This is a genomic window from Streptomyces reniochalinae (assembly GCF_003323735.1).
In the GTDB taxonomy this organism is placed as follows: domain Bacteria; phylum Actinomycetota; class Actinomycetes; order Streptomycetales; family Streptomycetaceae; genus Streptomyces; species Streptomyces reniochalinae.
On record NZ_QOIM01000025.1, the window covers coordinates 201,350 to 219,946 of the forward strand.

Sequence of the window (18,597 nt, forward strand, 5' to 3'; positions counted from 1 at the left end):
CAGCGGTCACCGGCGGCTCAGCTGTGCCGCCGCCCGCTCGCGCTCCGCTGTTCCCACGCCGGATGCCGGAGAAACGCTGGGCCGGTCGGTGGAAAACGCGGCCGGAAGTGACTGGCCCCGCCGGGGGCGGGAAACCCGTGGCGACCGGCGTACGACGTGCGGCGGAGGCTGAGGCGGAGGCGAGCGATGGCCGTGACGGACGGAATCCGGGACGGGAGGGAGCCGGTGAGCCTGCGGCTTCCGGGGATCGTGCTGGGGGTGGGGCTCGGCGGTTTCGTCGACGGAATCCTGCTGCACCAGCTCCTCCAGTGGCACCACATGCTGACCAGTACCAACGACGACCGCATCGGGGTGAAGTACTACTCGCCCCGCACGGTCTCGGGGCTGGAGATGAACACCGTGTGGGACGGCATCTTCCACACCGTCTGCTGGCTCGCGGTGCTGATCGGGCTTGCCGTCCTGTACGCGCGGGTCACGCACGGGCGGCGCCGGGTGTGGACCTCACGGGTGCTGTGGGGCTGGATCCTGGCGGGGTGGGGCCTGTTCAACGTGGTGGAGGGGCTGCTGGACCACCAGATCCTGGGCATCCACCACGTGCACGGCGGCCCGTACCAGCTGTGGTGGGACATCGGCTTCCTGGTGCTGGGCGCCGTGCTGCTGGTCGTCGGCCATCTGATCCAGCGCGGCGGACGCTCCCTGGACGCGGACGGCAGGCTCGTATGACGGACGGCACGGCACCGCCGCCCCCGCACCCGGCGGGCCCGGCGGCGGCCCTCGCCCACGCGCACCCCGGCGACGGGCACGGACCCGGGCACGGCGCCGGCGGCTTGGACATGGCCGGCATGCTGCTGCCCGCCCTGGCGGCTCTCGTCCCCGCGCTCGGCTACCTGCTGCTGGTACGCCGCGCGCACCGCCGCGGCCCCCGGCGCGAGTGGAGCGCCTGGCGGTCCGCGAGCTTCCTGGCCGGATGCGGGCTGGTGGCAGCCGCCGTACTGCCGCCACTGGCCCCGTGGGCGCACGGCGACTTCCGCGGTCACATGGCGCAACATCTGCTCATCGGGATGTACGCGCCCGTGGCACTGGTACTCGGAGCGCCGGTCACTCTCTTGCTGCGCACCCTTCCGGGGGCACGCGCGCGGACGCTCACCTCACTTCTGCGCAGCCGCCCGGTCCGCGTGCTCACGCACCCGGTCACGGCCCTGCTGCTGAACACCGGCTCCCTCGCCGTCCTCTACTGCACACCGCTGTACGGGGCGGCCACCGCCCAGCCCTGGGGCCACTGGCTGCTGCACCTCCACTTCCTGGCGGCCGGCTGCCTGTTCGCCTGGGTGGTCGCGGGACCTGACCCGGCGCCCGCCCGCCCCGAAGTGCCCGCACGGCTGGTGCTGCTGGGCGCCGCCATCGCCGGACACGCCGTACTGTCCCAGCTGATGTACGGAGGCTTCCTCATCGACATCCCCGCACCCGTCGGCCAGGTGCGGGGAGGCGCGGAACTCATGTACTACGGCGGCGACATCGCCGAGCTGCTGCTGGCAGGCGCGGTGGTGGCCACGTGGCGCCCCGGACGGGCGGGGCCGGCACGGAAACGGCCCGTACGAGCACGGTCCGGACAGGAAGCGTCCCCACGGGCGTGGCCGGCACGCGTACGGTCCGGGGCGCACGGCCCGCCCGCCGGGGAGCCGCTGACCGATGCGGACGGGGCGCGGCGGTCGGACGCTCAGGCCGCCTGAGCGGCGCTCGCGATGTGCTCGCGTGCGGCGCGCAGCGCCTCGCGGATGTCGCGGGTGTTCGTCGAGACGCACAGCGTGTACGAGACGTCGTCCAGCTCCTGAGGATGGCCGGGGCGGGCGCGGAGCTTCTCGTAGCGGTCGAGCAGCTCTCGCAGGGTGTCGGGGTGGGCCATCATGGCGGGTTCCTCCAGAAGGCGCGCGACGGCGCTCGACGAGTAGGGGTGAAGAGGGGCCAACGCGGCGGTCGCCGCGGAATCGGCGCATCCCGCCCAGTACCCGGCAGCAGAAAGAGCAAAACTCACAAAATCGTACATTCTCGTCCTTGTTTCACCTCTTCGGACGAGGGGCACCACGGTGCACAGGAATCGCGCAGCAGGACGCCGCTGGGGGCAGCCCGGCGCCCGGGAAGGAAGGATGAAGTCGCACAGGTAAGCGCGAGCCCAACCGCAACACACGACGAGACGCGAGAGAGGAACGCCCAGGAGGCTAGAGGTGTCGTGATGGATTCCGTACCCGGAGTGCCATGCTGGGTCAGCCTCACCGTCCGCGACCGGCGGGCCACCGAGGAGTTCTACAGCGCCGTACTGGGATGGTCCTTCGTCGACAGCCCCCTCGGCCCGGGGTTCCGCACCGCCACCAGGGAAGGGGCGCCGGTGGCCGGCTTCAACGAAGCCGCCGTCTCCTGGCAGCTGCCCGTCCGCTGGACCGTCTTCTTCTCCGTCGACGACGCCGACCGGGCCTGCGAGCGCATCAGCGAACGCGGTGCCACGGTCGCCGTGGGCCCGCTGCGCGTGGGCGAGGGGCGCGCCGTGATGGCCGCCGACCCCCACGGTGCGGCGTTCGGCCTGTGGCAGGGCGAGTTGCCGCGCGGCTGGGAGGTGGGCGCGGGACAGGCGCCGGCCTGGCTGCAACTGCACACCAGTGACGCCTTCGCCGCGGCGCTCTTCTACGGCGAGGTGCTCGACTGGACGAAGAACCCCAGCCATGGCGTCAGTTACGAGGAGCAGCAGGACGAGGTGCACATCCTGGTGGACGGCGAGACCGTCGCCGGGCTGCGCGGCGGTGGCGTCGAGGCGGCGCCCGACCCGCAGCGGCGCACCCGCTGGGACGTCTACTTCCGCGCCACCGACATCGACGCCGCGCTGGCCGCCGCCGAGAAGACGGGCGGCACGGTGATCTCGCCCGTCCAGCACGCTTCCCACGGCCGCTACGCGACGGTACGCGACCCGGACGGCGGTCTGTTCTCCCTCCTCGGCCCGTGAGGAGATGCCCGGAGCCCGGGGCGTGTGACCGAGGCCGCGTACGCGGGTACCCGGTGGGCCGCCGCACACGGCAGAACGCGGCGGCCCCACCCCACGGGGCCGCCCGTACGCGCAGACACGTGAAGACACGCGTACACACGGTTCACGCGTACACGTGAAAACGCGTGAAGTACCCGAAGACGCGTGACGTGCGTGAAGACGAGGAAGGGTGTGCCGATGAGCCGAGCGCAGTCGAGTCCGGCGGGAGCGGACGGCCAGGTCGTCGTGGTCACCGGCGCCAGCGGCGGGGTGGGCCGGGCGACGGCCAGGGCTTTCGGGGCGCGCGGCGCCCACGTCGCCCTCATCGCCCGCGGCGAGGAGGGCCTCGCACGCGCCGCCGACGACGTACGCGACGCGGGCGGCACCGCCCTCCCGCTGGACGTCGACGTCAGCGACCACACGGCCGTCGACGCGGCGGCCGAACGGATCGAACGGGAACTCGGGCCGATCTCGGTGTGGGTGAACGTGGCGTTCTCCACCGTCTTCGCACCCGTCAACCAGGTGCGCGCGGAGGAGTTCCGCCGGGCGACGGAGGTCACCTACCTCGGCTTCGTCCACGGGACACTGGCCGCGCTGCGGCACATGGAGCCCCGCGACGAGGGGACCATCGTGCAGGTCGGCTCCGCACTGGCCTACCGCGGCATCCCGCTGCAAGCCGCCTACTGCGCGGCCAAGCACGCCATCCAGGGCTTTCACGAGTCGCTGCGCTGCGAGTTGCTCCACGCGAAGAGCGGCGTCAGCGTGACGATGGTGCAGCTGCCCGGGCTCAACACCCCGCAGTTCACCTGGGTCAAGTCACGGCTGCCGCGCAACCCCCGCCCGGTCCCGCCCGTGTACCAGCCAGAGGTCGCCGCGCGCGGCGTCCTGTACGCGGCCGACCACCCGCGGCGCCGCGAGTACTGGGTCGGCGGATCCACCGTGGGCACCCTGCTGGGCGACAAGTTCGCGCCCGGGCTCCTCGACCGCTACCTCGCCCTGACCGGGTTCAAGGGGCAGCAGACCGACCACGAGCGCGCCCCTTCCCAGCCCGACAACCTGTGGAAGCCCGCCGACCAGCAGCACGACTACGGCGCACACGGGGAGTTCGACGACGAGGCGTCCGAGCGCAGCTACCAGCTGTGGGCCTCACACCACCACGGTCTGCTCGCCGCGCTCGGCACGGCGGCGGCCGCTGCCGCGGGGGCGGCAGCGGTGGCACGGACGGTGCGGCACTGACCCCGGACGGGCCGGCCCCGAACGGCCGGCAGGCGTACGGGGCTCGGCCGCACGTCGCCGCACGGGAGACTCAGTGTGGGTTCTGCTGGAGCGACTCGTGGCAGACGAGGCAGACCATCCGGCGCGCGTCGTGCGGCGACCAGACCCGGCCGGTCGCGCTGGAGCGTCGGACCGGCTCCGGCTCGTCGTGCAGGTGGCGCGTGCACACGCCCGCGCCGCAGTCGACGCAGACGGCGACGGCCGTGTTCTCGGTGCCTTCCTTGAAGCAGTCGTAGCAGTGCATGACGCCTCTCTTCCCGGCTCTTCCGTCTCACTCGGCGCCCTCAGGCCCGACCGTTCGCGAGTTCCCCCCGGCACGGCCCCGCACGCATGCACGCACAACCGACGAGGAGCTGTCCGTGAACCACCGGACCGACACACTCATCCGCGACGCGGAAGCGGTCGTCACCATGGCGGGGGACGACATCCCCGGCGGCTGGGTCGCCCTCGACGGCGGCACGGTGGCGGGCACCGGACGCGCCGGCGAGGAACCCGAAGCGGCCCGCACACTGACCGCACGCGGTGCACTGGTCACCCCGGGGCTGGTCAACACCCACCACCACATCTTCCAGAACCTCACCCGCGCCTACGCCCCCGCCACCGGCTACGAACTGTTCGACTGGCTCAAGGCGCTCTACCCCCTCTGGGCCGCGGTGGACGAGGAAGCCGTCGAGGTCTCCACCTGGGTCGGGCTGGCGGAACTCGCGCTGGGCGGCTGCACCACCACCACGGACATGCTCTACGCGCACCCGCGGCCCCGGCTCATCGACGCCCAGATCCGCGCGGCCCGCGACGTGGGGCTCAGGTTCCACCCCGCACGGGGCGCCCTCGACCTGTCCGAGAAGGACGGCGGTCCGGCCCCCGCGCAGCTCACCGAAAGCGTCGAGGAGATCCTGGCCGACAGCGAACGCCTCGTGCGCACCTACCACGACCCGGCACCGGGATCGATGCTCCGCATCGCCCTGGCCCCCTCCACACAGGCCGCCGTGACCGAACGCCTGATGGTGGAGACGGCCCGCCTCGCCGAGCGGCTGGACGTACGACTGCACACACATCTGGCCGAGTCCCTCGGCGAGGAGGAGTACTGCCGCGAGACCTATCGCCGCCGCCCCGTCGAGCAGTTCGAGCACGTGGGCTGGGGCAGTGACCGCGCCTGGGTCGCGCACTTCATCTTCACCGAGCCGTGGGAGCGGGAGCGGCTGGGACGCTGGGGCACGGCCGTCGCCCACTGTCCGGGATCGACGATGATGCTGGGCGCGGGGGCCGCGAGCCTGCCCGCTCTGCGTGACGCGGGCGTCACCGTCGGCCTGGGCTGCGACGGTTCCGCCTCCACCGACCACGCCTCGCTGTGGCTGGAGGCGCGCACGGCGCTGACCGCCGCGCGGGAGCGCGGCGGCGCCGGGGCGGCCACCGCCCGCGACATCCTGCGGGCCGCGACCGTCGACGCGGCCGCCTGCCTGGGCCGCGAGGACGGCCTGGGCCGCCTCGCACCGGGCGCCCCCGCGGACGTCGTGGTCTGGGACCTGGACGAGTTCGCCTTCGCCGGCGCGCACACCGACCCGGTCGAGGCGTGGCTCCGCTGCGGCCCCGTGCGCCCGCGCCACACCCTCGTCCAGGGCCACCCCCTCGTCGAGGACGGCTCCCTCACCCTCCCCCACGCCCGAACCCACGACATGCTCACCACCCACGCCCACCACGCCCGCCGCATCCAGGGGCTGGAGGACGGGACGTAGCGACACGGTGACCGGTCACGGGTTGTGGAAGGTGACTTCGGGGTTGGTTTTCGTCGGGGCGTTCAGCAGGGAGCGGTGCCGGCCGCGGAGGTGCTGGTCGAAGAACGCGGTGACGTAGTCGGTGGTGATCTCCCGGCAGCGTTCGCCGGACAGCGGGGCCGACGGGTCGCTCATTCCCAACAGGCCGCCCAGGATGGGGAGGTCGTTGAAGGAGAAGTGTCCGGCGCCGGCGACCGTCAGCCAGCGCTTCCAGCCGTGGAGGCGGCTCCACTGGCGCGGCCAGGTGCGGTCGTCGGCCTGCGGGGTGTGTTCTTCGCGGGTGCCGAGCATCAGGAGGGGGCGACCCGTTCCGGCGCGGGGCACGGGGGCGAAGGAGCTGCCGTCGAGGTCGGCCGCGGCGCGGACGCGGCGGTCCGTACCGGCTGCCACGGCCGCCGCGTTGCCGCCCAGCGAGTGCCCGGCGGCCCCGATGCGGCGGGGGTCGATGAGACGGCTGTAGCCGTGGGGGGCGGTCTGGCCCCGGCCCGTCTTCCCCGGCTGCCGGGTCAGCTCGTCGACGACGAAGGAGAGGTCGGCCGCCCTGGTGCGTGCGGCCCGCGCCAGTATCCTCTTCTCCCCGTCGTCGTCGGGCGCCTTCTCGACGGTCTCGCAGGCGACGCAGGTGAGGGTGCGCGAGGAGTCGCCGTCGGGGAACGTCGAGCCGAACGACTCGTAAGCGTGGCCGACGAGTGCGACCGCGTAACCGTGCGAGGCCAGGTCCTCCGCCAGCACGGTGAGGGTGGCGCGGTGCAGGGTGAAGCCGGGTGACAGCAGGATCAGCGGGTGCCTGCCTTCGGCAGGACGTGCGTCCTGGCGGGTGTGGGTGCGCGTGGAGGCCAGCTGCCCGGCTTTCAGGCGCTTGTCCAGCTTCTGCCCTTCGAGGAGCAGCCTCGCCTCCTTGGCCGACATGTACGGCATCCGCGCACCGTGACCGCTGCGGTGCCGCGCCGGGTAGCGGAGGGAGACCATGACCTGGCGGTCCCCCGCCGAGGGCACCCAGGGGTCGCGGCGCGCGGTGTCGGTCAGGTGCAGTGTCGTGCCGCCGATCCCGTACCGGCCGGTGGGGCGGGGAAGGGACAGGCGTGTGTCCCGGTGCTCGCCGGAGCCGGGCGCGGACAGGTCGGAGCCGGCCGCCCGGGAGGAGGCCCCTGCGGGGGCGCAGGCGACGGCGGCCGGGGTGAGCAGGCAGGCGGAGAGGAGAACGGCGAGCGCCCTCCCGCGAGGCGAGTGGAGAAGCATGTGCGGGAGCGTAGGAAGGCCGCCGGGGTGCCGGGCACCGACGATCGGCAGGTCACTTGCCTGACTTTCGTCAGTGCCCAGGCCGGGCCCGGGGGCCCGGCGTTCCGGTCCGTGAAGGGTCAGTACCCGGCCGACACCCGTACGGTGAGCGCGGGGAGTTCACCCGCGCGCAGGGCCTGCCACGCGGCGCGGAAATCGGCGGTGACGTCCTGGTGGGTCGTCGGTCCCGCGGAGTGGCAGGTGAGGGTGGTGCGGGGGAGGTCCCAGGCCGGGTCGGCGGGCGGCGCGGGTTCCTTCGGGAGGACGTCGAGTACGGCGTGTCCGACCGTTCCCTCGTCGAGGGCCCGGGCGAGCGCGTCGGTCAGGACCGTCTCCCCGCGGCCGACGTTGATGAACGTGGCGCCGCGCAGCGCGCCGAGGAGACCGGCACCGACGAGATCACGGGTCTGCGGCGTGAGGGGCAGCGCGTTGACCACCCAGCGCGCCTTCGCGAGCACGTCGGCCAGTTCCCGCGAGGGGCCGCCCCCCGGCTCTTCGGGGACGCCCAGCGGAACGACGCTGTCGAAGCCGGGCATCTCGCGCGGGCTCCGCGCCACCCCGACCGTGTGGACACCGCACTGTTGCAGCGCGGTCCCGATGGCGGTGCCGATACGGCCTGCTCCGAGGACGACCGCGAGCGCGCCGTCGGCCAGTTCGGTGGGCAGCCGGTGCCAGGTGCGGCGGGTGTGCTGGTCCAGGAATCCGGGCACGTTCTGGAGTTCGGCCAGCACCCACGCCAGGACGTACTGTCCGATCCGCTCCCCCATGCGTCCGACCGTGCGGGTCAGCAGCACCTCGCGCGGCCACGGCGTACGTGCCTTCAGCAGCGCGTCGACGCCCGCGTTGGTGCTGTGCACCCACAAGAGCCGCTCCCCTTCGGCGAGCTCGGGGAAGTGCGGGCCGATGTGCACCCGGGGCCCGCGGCCGGTGGCGACAGGACGTCCGACGATCTCCTCGACGCCCTCGCGCACCCGCTCGGGTAGAGCGGGGTCGACGGTGACGACCGCGCCGTCGAGCTCGTGTCCGATCCGCAAGGGGTCAGCGCCCGCAGTCGTCATCCGTCCACCTTCTCGCCTCGTCCGCGCCGTCAGGCCGCGGTCACACGCCAGCTGCCGATCTCACGGTAGTCCGAGTCGTACACCTCGGCGGCATCCCCCTCCTCCAGCGCGTAGTGGCGCAGATTTCCACCCCAGTACCGCAGCACGCGGCCCAACTCGGCCACGGCCTCCTCCTTGCCGTGCATGTGCGCCATGTCGACCTCGAGTACGAACTTCACGCCTGCCCCTTCCCGTATGTGTTCCCGCCCGTGCGCACAGGTGTCCTGGGGGCGGGAGTCCCCTCGACACCTTCGCCTTCCATTTTTTCATTGAAGTGCTTTTGGGGACTTGACGGCGAAGCCGACCCGCGAGACGGGGGGCGTGAGGTCGCCAGGTCTCAAATGGGGCGTGGCAGGGCTGGGCAGGTGGCGGAGAAACGGGTCGCCACGCGCTCGCCCTGCGGGACTGGCTCAGCGGCGCGTTCCGGGGAAACATACAGCCATGCAGAGTGATCTCTTCGCTTCGAAGAACATGGCGCAGCCGCCCTCCGCACCGGGGATGGAGCTGCAGAACGACAAGTGTGTGAAGTACACGGTCAACGGCGAGTGCTACGCGCGGCAGGGCTCGATGGTGGCCTTCCGGGGGAACCTCAAGTTCGAGAAGAAGGGGCAGGGCGTCGGCAACTTCCTCAAGCGGCAGGTGACCGGCGAGGGCCTCGCGCTGATGTCGATCAGCGGGCAGGGGGAGGCGTGGTTCGCGCACGAGGCGGAGAACTGCTTCGTCGTCGACATAGCTCCCGGCGACTCGCTCACCGTCAACGGCCGCAACGTGCTGTGTTTCGACGCCGGCCTGCACTACGAGATCGGCGTCGTCAAGGGCGCGGGGATGACCGGCGGCGGCCTGTTCAACAGCGTCTTCTCCGGCCAGGGCAGGCTCGGGGTGATCTGCGAGGGCACGCCGATCGTGATTCCGGTGTCCCAGCAGGCGCCGGTGTTCGTGGACACCGACGCGGTGGTGGGCTGGAGCGCCCAGTTGCACACCTCGCTGCACCGCTCGCAGAGCTTCGGGTCGATGATCCGCGGGGGTTCGGGAGAGGCCGTGCAGCTGCGGCTGGACGGTGAGGGCTTCGTCATCGTCCGCCCGAGCGAGAAGCAACCGGCCCAGACCAGCAACTGACGCCCTGCCGGGCGGGCCCACGCGCCTGCCTTGAGGCCCACCCGCGCGCACATCCGCCGGGCAGGAGACCGCTGGGTGGGGGGGGCGCTGGGTGCGGGGCCGCACGAGCACGCGAGCCCCCCGCCCTCACAGGGCGGGAGGCGTCACCGCCGCGCGGCCGGGCGCTCACCCCACGAGCCGGCCGGCCGGCTCGTGGCGCGCGTCGGACACGTCGTGGAGGTCCTCACACCGCGGCCAGTCCTCCCTCGCGGGCGAGCTCGCGGCGGGCTCGGGTGAAGGGGCGGGGGCGGTTGGCGGCGAGGACGGCCGTGGTGGTGCCGTCGCGTTCGTAGACGGCCAGGAAGCTGCGGTCCTCGGGGGCGCCCTCCACGAGGCGTACGGTGTCGTGCGGGCCGCGCCGGCCCGCCAGTTGGAGGCGGATGCCGTACTGATCGGACCAGAAGTAGGGCAGCGCGGTGTACGTCTGAACCGTCGCGCCGGCCAGCAGGTTGCGGGCCGCGACGGCGGCCGACTCCATGGCGCTGGTCCAGTGTTCGGCGCGCCGCCCCGCCGTGCGCGCCACGTCGCCGACCGCGACCACGCCGGGCAGCGCGGTGACTCCGCCCGCGTCGCAGACGACGCCGTCGTCCAGCGCGAGGCCCGAGCCGGTCAGCCAGTCGGTGGCCGGGCGTACGCCGATTCCGACGAGGACGACGTCGGCGGGCAGGAACCGGCCGTCGGCCAGCTCCACCCAGCCGACCCGGCCGCCCTGCCCGCCGCCCGGCGCGCCTTCGGCGTGCAGTCCGCGTACGCCGGTGCCGGTCAGCAGCGTGACGCCGTGGTCGGTGTGCAGGTCGGCGCAGAACGCGGCCATACGGGCGCCGAGTTGCGGTAGCAGCGGCGCCTTTGCTGCCTCCACGACGGTGACGTCGTGGCCGAGCGTGGCGCAGGAGGAGGCGACCTCGGCGCCGATGAAGCCGGCACCGATGACGACCACCCGCACCTGGCCGCGGCTCAGGTCCTCGCGGAGCGCGGCCGCGTCGTCGAGGGTGCGCAGCGTGTGGACGCCCTCCAGCCGCTCACCCGGCAGCGCGCGGGGGGTGGCTCCCGTGGCGATCACCACACCGTCGGTGGCCAGGGTGCGCCCGCCGGTGAGCGTGACGCCGCCGGCCGGGGGGTCGAGCCCCTCGGCGCGGGTGCCCAGCAGCCAGTCGGCGTCGAGTTCGGCGATCTCCTCCGCGTCGGCGAGGGAGAGTTTCTCGGCGGTCAGGGCTCCGGTGAGGAATTCCTTGGAGAGCGGAGGGCGGTCGTAGGGCCTGTGGTGCTCCTCCCCTACGATCACCAGGCGTCCTGCGTAGCCTTCCGCGCGCAGCGCGAGCGCGGTGTGGAGTCCTGCGAGAGATGCGCCGATCACGGTGATGGTCCTCATGCGGCGCTCCCCTGTGTGGCGGTCGCGGTCTGCGGTCGGTGTGCGGCCTGGTCGGTCTCGACGTGTACCCAGACGGTGCCCTCGAGCACGCTCACCGGGTGGGTGCGCACCGCCTTGCGGGCAGGGAGGCAGGTGGGGCGTCCGGTGCGCAGGTCGAATGAAGCCGCGTGCAGCGGGCATTCGACCAGACAGCCCTCGAGCCAGCCTTCGGAGAGGGACGCGTCCTGGTGGGTGCAGGTGTCGTCGACGGCGTACAGCTCGCCGTCGGCGTTGAAGACGGCGATGGGAGGTTCGAGGTCGAGGCGGACGGACTCACCGGCGGGCAGGTCCTCAAGGCGACAGACGGGTATCACTGTGATTCACCTCGCGAGCGGGGTCTGCGGCCCCCGGCTGTGGAGGGCCGGGGTGGTGCGGGCATGCACTTCGCTACTATCCGAGTTCCGTATCGCGCACGATGGAGCGTGATGCGCAACAGAATCCAAGCGGGAAGGCTTCACGTCAAGCACCCGCCGACGACCTCCGCCGGGACGTGACGGAGGAGGCGGCGCGGACGCGCGCCGGCAACCGAGTACCACCAACCAGGCCACCAGGCGGTGACGTTGAGCAGATGAGCGAAAAGACGGAGGACACAGGGTCGGGCAGGCAGTCCAGAGGAGCGGCTGCCTCTGTCCAGTCGGTCGACCGCGCGGTGAGCGTGCTGGAGATTCTCGCCCGGCACACCGACGCGGGAGTGACCGAGATCGCCGAGGAGCTGGGCGTCCACAAGTCCACGGCGTTCCGGCTGCTGGGGGTGCTGGAGGCCAGGGGCCTGGTCTCCCAGGAGCAGGATCGCGGAAAGTACTACCTGGGCCCGGGGGTGTTGAGGCTGGCGGGGGCCGCGGCCTCCCGGCTGGACATCTCGCAGGAGGGCGCACCGGTGTGCCGGGAGCTGGCCGAGGAGGCCGGTGAGACGGCGAACATCGCGGTGCTCGACGACGACGCGGCGGTCAACATCATGCAGGCGCGCGGTTCGTCGTCGGTGACCGCCCAGAACTGGCTGGGCAGACGGACACCGCTGCACGCCACCTCCAGCGGGAAGGCGCTGCTGGCGCATCAGCCCAAGTCGGTGCAGGAGAGCGTGCTGGCCAGGAAGTTGCCGCGCCTGACGGATCACACCGTCGTCTCGCCCGCCGAGCTGCGGGCGGAGCTGGGATCGGTGGTCAAGAACGGTTTTGCGTCGGCGCGTGACGAGCTGGAGATCGGGTTGCACGCGGTGGCGGCGCCGGTGCGGGCGCACGACGGCAAGGTCATCGGGGCGATCAGCGTCTCGGGGCCGTCCTACCGGCTGGAGCCGGAGCGACTGCACGAGGTCGCCAAGCGCACGGTGGCCGCGGCGCAGGATCTGTCCCGCCGCATGGGGTACGCGTACTGAGCCCCGGTTGCTCCACGGCGTGGCGAGCGCCCGGGAGCCTCACGATTTTCTGATGGGGCATCAGCTTTTGCACCGCCCCGACCTCCCATAACTGCGGGTCCGGCATCACCCGGGCCCGCAGTTCGCGTTTATGACACCTCGTCAGGAACCGCTGATCGTCTTCTCTTGACGGCGGCGGACGGCGTTCTCACTATGTCTCCCATAGCGCAACCAGTCGTGCACTACGCAACAATGCGAGGTCTGGGAATGCCACACGAGGTCCGCGCTGTCATCGCGATGAAGAAGGATGCCCCGGCCGAGGTGCAGCCGGTCCTGGTACCGGATCCAGGGCCCGGAGAGGTCCTCGTCTCCGTCCAGGCATGCGGTGTCTGCCACACCGATCTGCACTACAGGGAAGGCGCCGTGAGCGACGACTTCCCGTTCCTGCTCGGCCACGAGGCCGCGGGCATCGTCGAGGAGACGGGCCCCGGCGTCACCGATCCGCGCCCCGGCGACTTCGTCGTCCTCGCCTGGCGCGCACCGTGCGGAAGCTGCCGCGCCTGCCGCAAGGGGCGGCCCTGGTACTGCTTCGACTCGCGCAACGCCCGGCAGCCGATGACGCTGCTGGACGGTACCCCGCTCACCCCGGCGCTGGGCATCGGCGCCTTCGCCGAGAAGGCCCTTCTCGACGCGGGCCAAGCCGTGAAGGTCGATCCGGCGGCGCGCCCCGAGGCCGCCGGGCTCATCGGCTGCGGCGTGATGGCCGGCTGGGGTGCGGCCGTCCACACCGGCCAGGTGGCCAACGGCGACACCGTCGCCGTCATCGGCTGCGGCGGTGTCGGCAACGCGGCCATCGCGGCCGCCTCGCTGGCCGGGGCGCGCCGGGTGATCGCCGTCGACATCGACGACGCCAAGCTGGACGTGGCCGCCCGGTTCGGGGCCAGCCACAGCGTCAACTCGCGCGGCACGGACCCCGTCGCGGCGGTCCGCGAACTGACCGGCGGGCACGGCGCCGACCTCGTCGTCGAGGCCGTCGGCCGCCCCGAGACCTACCTCCAGGGCTTCCACATGCGGGACCTGGCGGGCGTGCTCGTCCAGGCCGGGGTGCCGGCGCCGGGCGCGACCATCGAGCTGCCGTTCCAGGAGCTGTTCTCCCGGGGCGGTGCCCTCAAGTCCTCCTGGTACGGGGACTCCCTGCCCAGCAGGGACTTCCCCGTCCTGATCGACCTCTATCTCAGCGGCAAGCTCGACCTGGGCGCCTTCGTCACCGAGACGGTCGCGCTGGACGAGGTCGAGGTCGCCTTCGAACGGATGCAGCGCGGCAAGGTGCTGCGATCGGTGGTGGTGCTGTGAACATCCCTGAACCGGCCGTCGTCCCTTCCGGCCCGCACGCCGCGCCCCCGCGTACGGAGCGCGTCGTCATCATCGGTGCCGGCATCGTCGGCTGCTCGCTGGCCGACGAACTGACCGCGCGCGGCTGGCGCGACGTGACCGTCCTCGAACAGGGCCCGCTGGCGGCGCCCGGCGGCTCCACCTCGCACGCGCCAGGACTCGTCTTCCGCACCAACGCCTCCAAGACGATGACGCAGTACGCGCGCTACACCGTCGAGAAGTTCAGCTCACTCACCGTGGACGGGCGCTCCTGCTTCCTGCCGGTCGGCGGGCTGGAGGTCGCCTCCACCGAGGCGCGCCGGCTCGACCTGCACCGCAAGGCGGGGCTCGCCGCCGCCTGGGGCGTGGAGGGCGAACTGGTGGGGCCCGCCCGGTGCGCCGAGCTCTTCCCCCTGCTGGACGCCGGCACCGTGCTCGGCGGCTTCCACACCCCGGGCGACGGGCTGGCCCGCGCCCAGCTCGCCTGCCACGCGCAGATCGAGCGAGCCCGGCGGCGCGGCGCCCGCTTCCGGGACCGGCACACGGTCACCGGCATCGAACGGGAGGGCGGCCGGGTGACGCGGGTCGTCACCGACCGGGGCACCTTCCCCGCTGACCACGTGGTCTCGGCGGCCGGTTTCTGGGGCCCGGTCATCGGCGCCATGGCCGGGGTGGACGTCCCGCTGCTGCCGCTCGCGCACCAGTACGCGAAGACGGCGCCGCTGCAAGAGCTGACCGGGGCGGGGCCGGACGGCGCGGAGGCCGTGCGCCCCCTGCTGCGCCACCAGGACCACGACCTCTACTACCGCGAGCACCTCGACCCCGCGGGCGGCCCCGGACGCATCGGTATCGGTACCTACGCGCACCGCCCGCTGCCCGTCGACCCGTACGCGGTGCCGGCGTTCGACGAGGCACCGGTGATGCCCTCCTCGCTCCCCTTCACCGCGGAGGACTTCGCCCCCAGCTGGACGGAGACGCGCCGCGTGCTGCCACGGCTCGCCGCCTCGCACGTCGAGGAGGGCTTCAACGGCGTCTTCTCCTTCACCCCGGACGGCATGCCCCTGCTGGGCGAGTCCCGCGCCCTGCGCGGATTCTGGCTCGCCGAGGCGGTGTGGGTCACCCACTCGGCGGGCGCCGCCCGCGCCGTCGCGGAGCTGATGACCGAAGGGCGCACCACCGTCGACGTGCACGAGTGCGACCTGCACCGGTTCGAGAAGGCGCAGCGCTCCCCCGCGTACGTGCGGGAGAGGGGCGTCAGCAGCTTCGTCGAGGTCTACGACGTGATCCACCCCCTCCAGCCGTCCGAGCGGGCCAGGGCGCTGCGCACCAGCCCCTTCTATCCGCGCCAGCGGGAACTCGGCGCCCACTTCCTGGAGTCGGGCGGCTGGGAGCGGCCCCACTGGTACGAGGCCAACGCACCGCTGGTCGCGGACCTGAAAGGGGAGCTGCCCGAGCGCGACGCCTGGTCGGCGCAGCACTGGTCCCCCATCGCCGCCGCGGAGGCCGAGGTCACCCGCGAGCGGGTGGCCCTCTACGACATGACGCCGCTGCGGCGGCTGGAGGTGACAGGGCCGGGGTCGCTGGACTTCCTCCAGCGTATGACGACCAACAATCTCAACAAGCGGCCAGGCTCTGTCACCTACACCCTGCTGCTGGACGAGGCAGGCGGTATCCGCAGCGATCTGACGGCCGCAAGGCTCGGCCGCGACCGCTGGCAGCTGGGCGCCAACACCCCGGCGGACCTGGACTGGCTCATCCGCCGCGCGCCCGAGGGCGTACAGGTACGCGACATCACCTCCGGCACCTGCTGCGTCGGTGTCTGGGGGCCGTTGGCCCGGCAGTTGGTGCAGCCGCTGTCCCCGGCCGACCTCTCCCACGGGGCCTTCGGCTACTTCAAGGCCCGCGAGACGTACGTGGGACACGTGCCGGTCACCGCGCTGCGGGTCAGCTACGTGGGCGAACTGGGCTGGGAGCTGTACGCCGACGCGGATGTGGGGCTGCGGCTGTGGGACACCCTGTGGGAGGCCGGGCAGCGGCTCGGCGTCATCGCGGCGGGGCGCAGCGCCTTCAACAGCCTCAGGCTGGAGAAGGGCTACCGCGCCTGGGGTGCCGACATGACCACGGAGCACACCCCCGAGGAGGCGGGTGTCTCCTTCGCCGTCCGCCCGTCCAAGGGCGACTTCGTCGGTCTCGACGCGCTCGCCGCCCGCGGCCAGGCGGCACGCAGACTGGTCTGCCTCACTCTCGACGACCCCGCGGCGCTCGTCATGGGCAGCGAGCCCGTCCACCTCGACGGGGTGGTGGCCGGGTACGTGACCAGCGCCGGATACGGCTACAGCGTGGGACGGTGCGTGGCGTACGCGTGGCTGCCGGCCGGCGCCGCCGCGCCGGGTACGGCGGTGTCCGTCGAGTACTTCGGCGAGAAGGTCGCCGCGACGGTCGCCGCAGAGCCGCTGTTCGACCCCGAGATGGCCCGCATCCGCCGCTGATCCCCCACCTGCGTTCCCTTCCCGTTTTCCCGAGGAGACGGGAAGGGCGGGGCAGGGGGCCCACGAACAGGAGGCCCGCAGTGTCAGTCACCCGCGACGTCATCGTCATCGGCCTCGGCGGCATGGGCAGTGCCGCCGCCTACCATCTGGCGGCCCGAGGCCACCGGGTCCTCGGGCTGGAGCGCTTCGGCCCGGCCCACAACCGCGGCTCCAGCCACGGCGGCTCCCGCATCACCCGCCAGTCCTACTTCGAGGACCCGGCCTACGTTCCCCTGCTGCTGCGCTCCTACGAACTGTTCGCCAAGCTGGAGCGCGACACGGGACGCACCCTGGCCACCCTGTGCGGAGGGGTGATGCTGGGCCGCCCGGACAGCCGCACCGTGGCGGGCAGCCGGCTCTCGGCCCAGCAGTGGGGGCTCCCCCACGAGATGCTCGACGCCAACGAGGTGCGGCGGCGTTTCCCGACGCTCACCCCGGGCCCCGACGAGGTGGCCCTGTACGAGGAGAGGGCCGGCTTCGTACGGCCCGAGGCGACGGTTGCCGCGCACGTCCAGCTCGCCCGGCAGGCGGGCGCCGATCTGCGGTTCGAGGAGCCGGTGACCCGGTGGGAGGTGCTGCCGGGCGGCAAGGGCGTGCGCGTCCACACGGTGGACGACGTCTACACCGCGGGGCACCTGGTGGTGTGCCCCGGCGCGTGGGCGCCCCGCCTGCTGGCCGATCTCGGTGTCGGCTTCACCATCGAGCGGCAGGTCATGTACTGGTTCCATCCGCGGGGCGGCACCGCGGCGTTCGAGCCGGAGCGGCACCCCATCTACGTGTGGGAGGACGGCGAAGGGGTGCAGATCTACGGCTTCCCCGCGATCGAGGGCCCGGACGGCGGCGCGAAGGTCGCCTTCTTCCGCAAGGGCTCGGTCTGCGACCCGGAGACCCTGGAGCGCACGGTCGGCCGGCGGGAGGCGGAGGCGATGGCAGCCCAGCTGCGGCCCCGCCTGCCCGACCTGCCCGGCAGCCTGCGCAGGGCCGTCGCGTGCATGTACACCACCACGGCGGACGAGCACTTCGTGCTGGCCCGCCACCCCGAGCACCCGGATGCGGTCACGGTGGCGTGCGGCTTCTCCGGGCACGGTTTCAAGTTCGTTCCCGTCATCGGCGAGATCGTCGCCGACCTGGCGCTCACCGGCGCCACCGAACATCCGATCGCCCTCTTCGACCCGCTGAGGCAGTCCGTGAAGCCCGAGGGAGTGACCGCACCATGACGACCGCCGTCGGCAGCCTGCTGGCGACCCTGCCAGGTGACCGCTACACCGATCCGGGAAACTTCCGGCGCGAGCAGGAACGCATCTTCGAGACCGAGTGGTTCTGCGCGGTCCGCTCGGCCGATCTCGACAAGCCCGGCGCCTACCGCACCGTCCAGGTGGGCCGCGAGAGCGTGCTGGTCACCCGCAACCGGCGCGGAGACCTGCGGGCCTTCCTCAACGTGTGCCGCCACCGCGGCGCCAGGCTGTGCACACAACAAGCGGGCGAGGTGCGGCGCAGCCTGCAATGCCCGTACCACGCCTGGACGTACGACCTGGACGGCAAGCTCACGGCCGCCCCCAACCTCACGCGGATGCCGGACGTGGACCGCGGCTCCTACGGGCTGCACACCGTGGCGCTGCGGGAGTGGCTGGGGTACGCGTGGGTGTGTCTGGCCGAAGAGCCACCGTCGTTCGAGGAGACGGTGATGGGCGACGTCGCCGGCCGGCTCGGCGGCGGCGACGTCATCGGGCACTACGCGATCGAGTCGCTGGCACTGGGCAGGCGGCACACCTACGACGTGGCGGCCAACTGGAAGCTGATCGTCGAGAACTTCATGGAGTGCTACCACTGCGCCACCATCCACCCCGAACTGACGGAGGTGCTGCCGGAGTTCGCCGACGGGCTCGCCGCGCAGTACTTCGTGGGCCACGGTCCCGAGTTCGCCGCCGAGGCCCAGGGGTTCACGGTGGACGGGAGCGCGGGGTTCGCGCGGCTGCCCGGCGTGCCCGACGCCCACGACCGCCGCTACTACGCGGTCACCGTGCGCCCGCAGGTCTTCGTGAACCTGGTTCCCGACCACGTCATCTGGCACCGGATGTTCCCGCTGGCCGAGGACCGCACCGTCGTGGAGTGCGACTGGCTCTACGCGCCCGAGGTCGTGGCGGAGGGCACCGATCTGGACCGCTCGGTGGAGCTCTTCCACCGCGTCAACGTCCAGGACTTCGACGCCTGCGAGCGCACCCAGCCCGCCATGTCCTCCCGCGCCTACCGCGACGGCGGCGTGCTGGTCCCCAGCGAGCACCACATCGGGGAGTTCCACGCGTGGGTGACGGGACGACTGGAGGGGCCAGGCTGAGTGACACCGGTGGTGGG

At 72.5% G+C, this 18,597-nt stretch carries 18 protein-coding genes; 11 read left to right on the top strand and 7 right to left on the bottom strand.

Annotation, left to right across the window (positions count from 1 at the left end; translation table 11 throughout):
* The first annotated feature begins 186 nt into the window (after positions 1-186).
* Both DQ392_RS07565 and DQ392_RS07570 read left to right on the top strand, forming a co-directional pair.
* A complete protein-coding gene (locus DQ392_RS07565; protein WP_181856320.1) occupies positions 187-723 on the top strand; it encodes a DUF2243 domain-containing protein in 537 nt (178 codons plus the stop codon).
* Positions 720-1,730, top strand: coding sequence for a cytochrome c oxidase assembly protein (locus tag DQ392_RS07570; RefSeq protein ID WP_425470498.1), 1,011 nt, complete (start codon positions 720-722; stop codon positions 1,728-1,730). The genes DQ392_RS07565 and DQ392_RS07570 overlap by 4 nt, the downstream gene beginning before the upstream one ends.
* On the opposite strand, the gene DQ392_RS07575 is transcribed toward DQ392_RS07570, so the two are convergent.
* Positions 1,718-1,906, bottom strand: coding sequence for a DUF5133 domain-containing protein (locus DQ392_RS07575; protein ID WP_114014714.1), 189 nt, complete (start codon positions 1,904-1,906; stop codon positions 1,718-1,720). The two genes, DQ392_RS07570 and DQ392_RS07575, sit on opposite strands and share 13 nt — an antisense overlap.
* Positions 1,907-2,230: 324 nt before the next feature.
* Between DQ392_RS07575 and DQ392_RS07580 the strand changes: the two genes are divergently transcribed.
* Both DQ392_RS07580 and DQ392_RS07585 read left to right on the top strand, forming a co-directional pair.
* Complete coding sequence (locus DQ392_RS07580; protein WP_114014715.1) at positions 2,231-2,992, top strand: VOC family protein; 762 nt, start codon at positions 2,231-2,233, stop codon at positions 2,990-2,992.
* 216 nt (positions 2,993-3,208) lie between these two features.
* Positions 3,209-4,246, top strand: a complete 1,038-nt coding sequence (locus tag DQ392_RS07585; RefSeq protein WP_114014716.1) for an SDR family oxidoreductase — start codon at positions 3,209-3,211, stop codon at positions 4,244-4,246.
* Positions 4,247-4,316: 70 nt separating this feature from the next.
* On the opposite strand, the gene DQ392_RS07590 is transcribed toward DQ392_RS07585, so the two are convergent.
* Positions 4,317-4,529, bottom strand: a complete 213-nt coding sequence (locus DQ392_RS07590; RefSeq protein ID WP_114014717.1) for a DUF2180 family protein — start codon at positions 4,527-4,529, stop codon at positions 4,317-4,319.
* Between the two features lie 115 nt (positions 4,530-4,644).
* Here DQ392_RS07590 and DQ392_RS07595 point away from each other — a divergent pair, with 115 nt between their 5' ends.
* Positions 4,645-6,018, top strand: coding sequence for an amidohydrolase family protein (locus tag DQ392_RS07595; protein ID WP_245981241.1), 1,374 nt, complete (start codon positions 4,645-4,647; stop codon positions 6,016-6,018).
* A gap of 15 nt (positions 6,019-6,033) precedes the next feature.
* On the opposite strand, the gene DQ392_RS07600 is transcribed toward DQ392_RS07595, so the two are convergent.
* The 3 genes from DQ392_RS07600 to DQ392_RS07610 form a co-directional block, all read right to left on the bottom strand.
* Complete coding sequence (locus DQ392_RS07600; protein WP_181856321.1) at positions 6,034-7,296, bottom strand: alpha/beta hydrolase family protein; 1,263 nt, start codon at positions 7,294-7,296, stop codon at positions 6,034-6,036.
* A gap of 119 nt (positions 7,297-7,415) precedes the next feature.
* A complete protein-coding gene (locus DQ392_RS07605) occupies positions 7,416-8,393 on the bottom strand; it encodes an NAD(P)-dependent oxidoreductase (protein ID WP_114014718.1) in 978 nt (325 codons plus the stop codon).
* 29 nt (positions 8,394-8,422) lie between these two features.
* Positions 8,423-8,611 carry a hypothetical protein gene (locus DQ392_RS07610; protein WP_114014719.1) on the bottom strand — a complete coding sequence of 63 codons (189 nt, stop codon included), beginning with the start codon at positions 8,609-8,611 and terminating at the stop codon, positions 8,423-8,425.
* Positions 8,612-8,873: 262 nt separating this feature from the next.
* Here DQ392_RS07610 and DQ392_RS07615 point away from each other — a divergent pair, with 262 nt between their 5' ends.
* The gene (locus DQ392_RS07615) at positions 8,874-9,548 is read left to right on the top strand and encodes an AIM24 family protein (RefSeq protein ID WP_114014720.1); all 675 of its coding nucleotides are present in this window, start codon (positions 8,874-8,876) and stop codon (positions 9,546-9,548) included.
* A gap of 223 nt (positions 9,549-9,771) precedes the next feature.
* On the opposite strand, the gene DQ392_RS07620 is transcribed toward DQ392_RS07615, so the two are convergent.
* The gene (locus DQ392_RS07620) at positions 9,772-10,956 is read right to left on the bottom strand and encodes an NAD(P)/FAD-dependent oxidoreductase (protein ID WP_114014721.1); all 1,185 of its coding nucleotides are present in this window, start codon (positions 10,954-10,956) and stop codon (positions 9,772-9,774) included.
* Positions 10,953-11,309 (bottom strand): bifunctional 3-phenylpropionate/cinnamic acid dioxygenase ferredoxin subunit, encoded by a 357-nt coding sequence (locus DQ392_RS07625; protein ID WP_114014722.1) that lies wholly within the window; start codon positions 11,307-11,309, stop codon positions 10,953-10,955. Before DQ392_RS07625 ends, DQ392_RS07620 begins: the two co-directional genes overlap by 4 nt.
* A 254-nt stretch (positions 11,310-11,563) precedes the next feature.
* On the opposite strand from DQ392_RS07625, the gene DQ392_RS07630 reads away from it, so the two are divergent.
* The 5 genes from DQ392_RS07630 (at position 11,564) to DQ392_RS07650 (ending at position 18,580) form a co-directional block, all read left to right on the top strand.
* Positions 11,564-12,367, top strand: a complete 804-nt coding sequence (locus DQ392_RS07630; RefSeq protein ID WP_114014723.1) for an IclR family transcriptional regulator — start codon at positions 11,564-11,566, stop codon at positions 12,365-12,367.
* A gap of 246 nt (positions 12,368-12,613) precedes the next feature.
* Positions 12,614-13,699, top strand: coding sequence for an S-(hydroxymethyl)mycothiol dehydrogenase (locus tag DQ392_RS07635; protein ID WP_114014724.1), 1,086 nt, complete (start codon positions 12,614-12,616; stop codon positions 13,697-13,699).
* A gap of 2 nt (positions 13,700-13,701) precedes the next feature.
* Positions 13,702-16,206, top strand: a complete 2,505-nt coding sequence (locus DQ392_RS07640; protein WP_114014772.1) for a GcvT family protein — start codon at positions 13,702-13,704, stop codon at positions 16,204-16,206.
* Positions 16,207-16,286: 80 nt separating this feature from the next.
* Entirely contained in the window at positions 16,287-17,462 is a 1,176-nt protein-coding gene (solA, locus tag DQ392_RS07645; protein ID WP_114014725.1) for an N-methyl-L-tryptophan oxidase, read from the top strand.
* A complete protein-coding gene (locus DQ392_RS07650; RefSeq protein WP_114014726.1) occupies positions 17,459-18,580 on the top strand; it encodes an aromatic ring-hydroxylating oxygenase subunit alpha in 1,122 nt (373 codons plus the stop codon). The genes solA and DQ392_RS07650 overlap by 4 nt, the downstream gene beginning before the upstream one ends.
* Positions 18,581-18,597: the final 17 nt, after the last annotated feature.

Excerpts from the sequence above, each read along its gene's own strand:
- DQ392_RS07565 (WP_181856320.1), top strand. The coding sequence starts at position 187 with ATGGCCGTGACGGACGGAATCCGGGACGGGAGGGAGCCGGTGAGCCTG.
- DQ392_RS07570 (WP_425470498.1), top strand. The coding sequence starts at position 720 with ATGACGGACGGCACGGCACCGCCGCCCCCGCACCCGGCGGGCCCGGCG.
- DQ392_RS07575 (WP_114014714.1), bottom strand. The coding sequence starts at position 1,906 with ATGATGGCCCACCCCGACACCCTGCGAGAGCTGCTCGACCGCTACGAG.
- DQ392_RS07580 (WP_114014715.1), top strand. The coding sequence starts at position 2,231 with ATGGATTCCGTACCCGGAGTGCCATGCTGGGTCAGCCTCACCGTCCGC.
- DQ392_RS07585 (WP_114014716.1), top strand. The coding sequence starts at position 3,209 with ATGAGCCGAGCGCAGTCGAGTCCGGCGGGAGCGGACGGCCAGGTCGTC.
- DQ392_RS07590 (WP_114014717.1), bottom strand. The coding sequence starts at position 4,529 with ATGCACTGCTACGACTGCTTCAAGGAAGGCACCGAGAACACGGCCGTC.
- DQ392_RS07600 (WP_181856321.1), bottom strand. The coding sequence starts at position 7,296 with ATGCTTCTCCACTCGCCTCGCGGGAGGGCGCTCGCCGTTCTCCTCTCC.
- DQ392_RS07605 (WP_114014718.1), bottom strand. The coding sequence starts at position 8,393 with ATGACGACTGCGGGCGCTGACCCCTTGCGGATCGGACACGAGCTCGAC.
- DQ392_RS07615 (WP_114014720.1), top strand. The coding sequence starts at position 8,874 with ATGCAGAGTGATCTCTTCGCTTCGAAGAACATGGCGCAGCCGCCCTCC.
- DQ392_RS07620 (WP_114014721.1), bottom strand. The coding sequence starts at position 10,956 with ATGAGGACCATCACCGTGATCGGCGCATCTCTCGCAGGACTCCACACC.
- DQ392_RS07630 (WP_114014723.1), top strand. The coding sequence starts at position 11,564 with ATGAGCGAAAAGACGGAGGACACAGGGTCGGGCAGGCAGTCCAGAGGA.
- DQ392_RS07635 (WP_114014724.1), top strand. The coding sequence starts at position 12,614 with ATGCCACACGAGGTCCGCGCTGTCATCGCGATGAAGAAGGATGCCCCG.
- DQ392_RS07650 (WP_114014726.1), top strand. The coding sequence starts at position 17,459 with ATGACGACCGCCGTCGGCAGCCTGCTGGCGACCCTGCCAGGTGACCGC.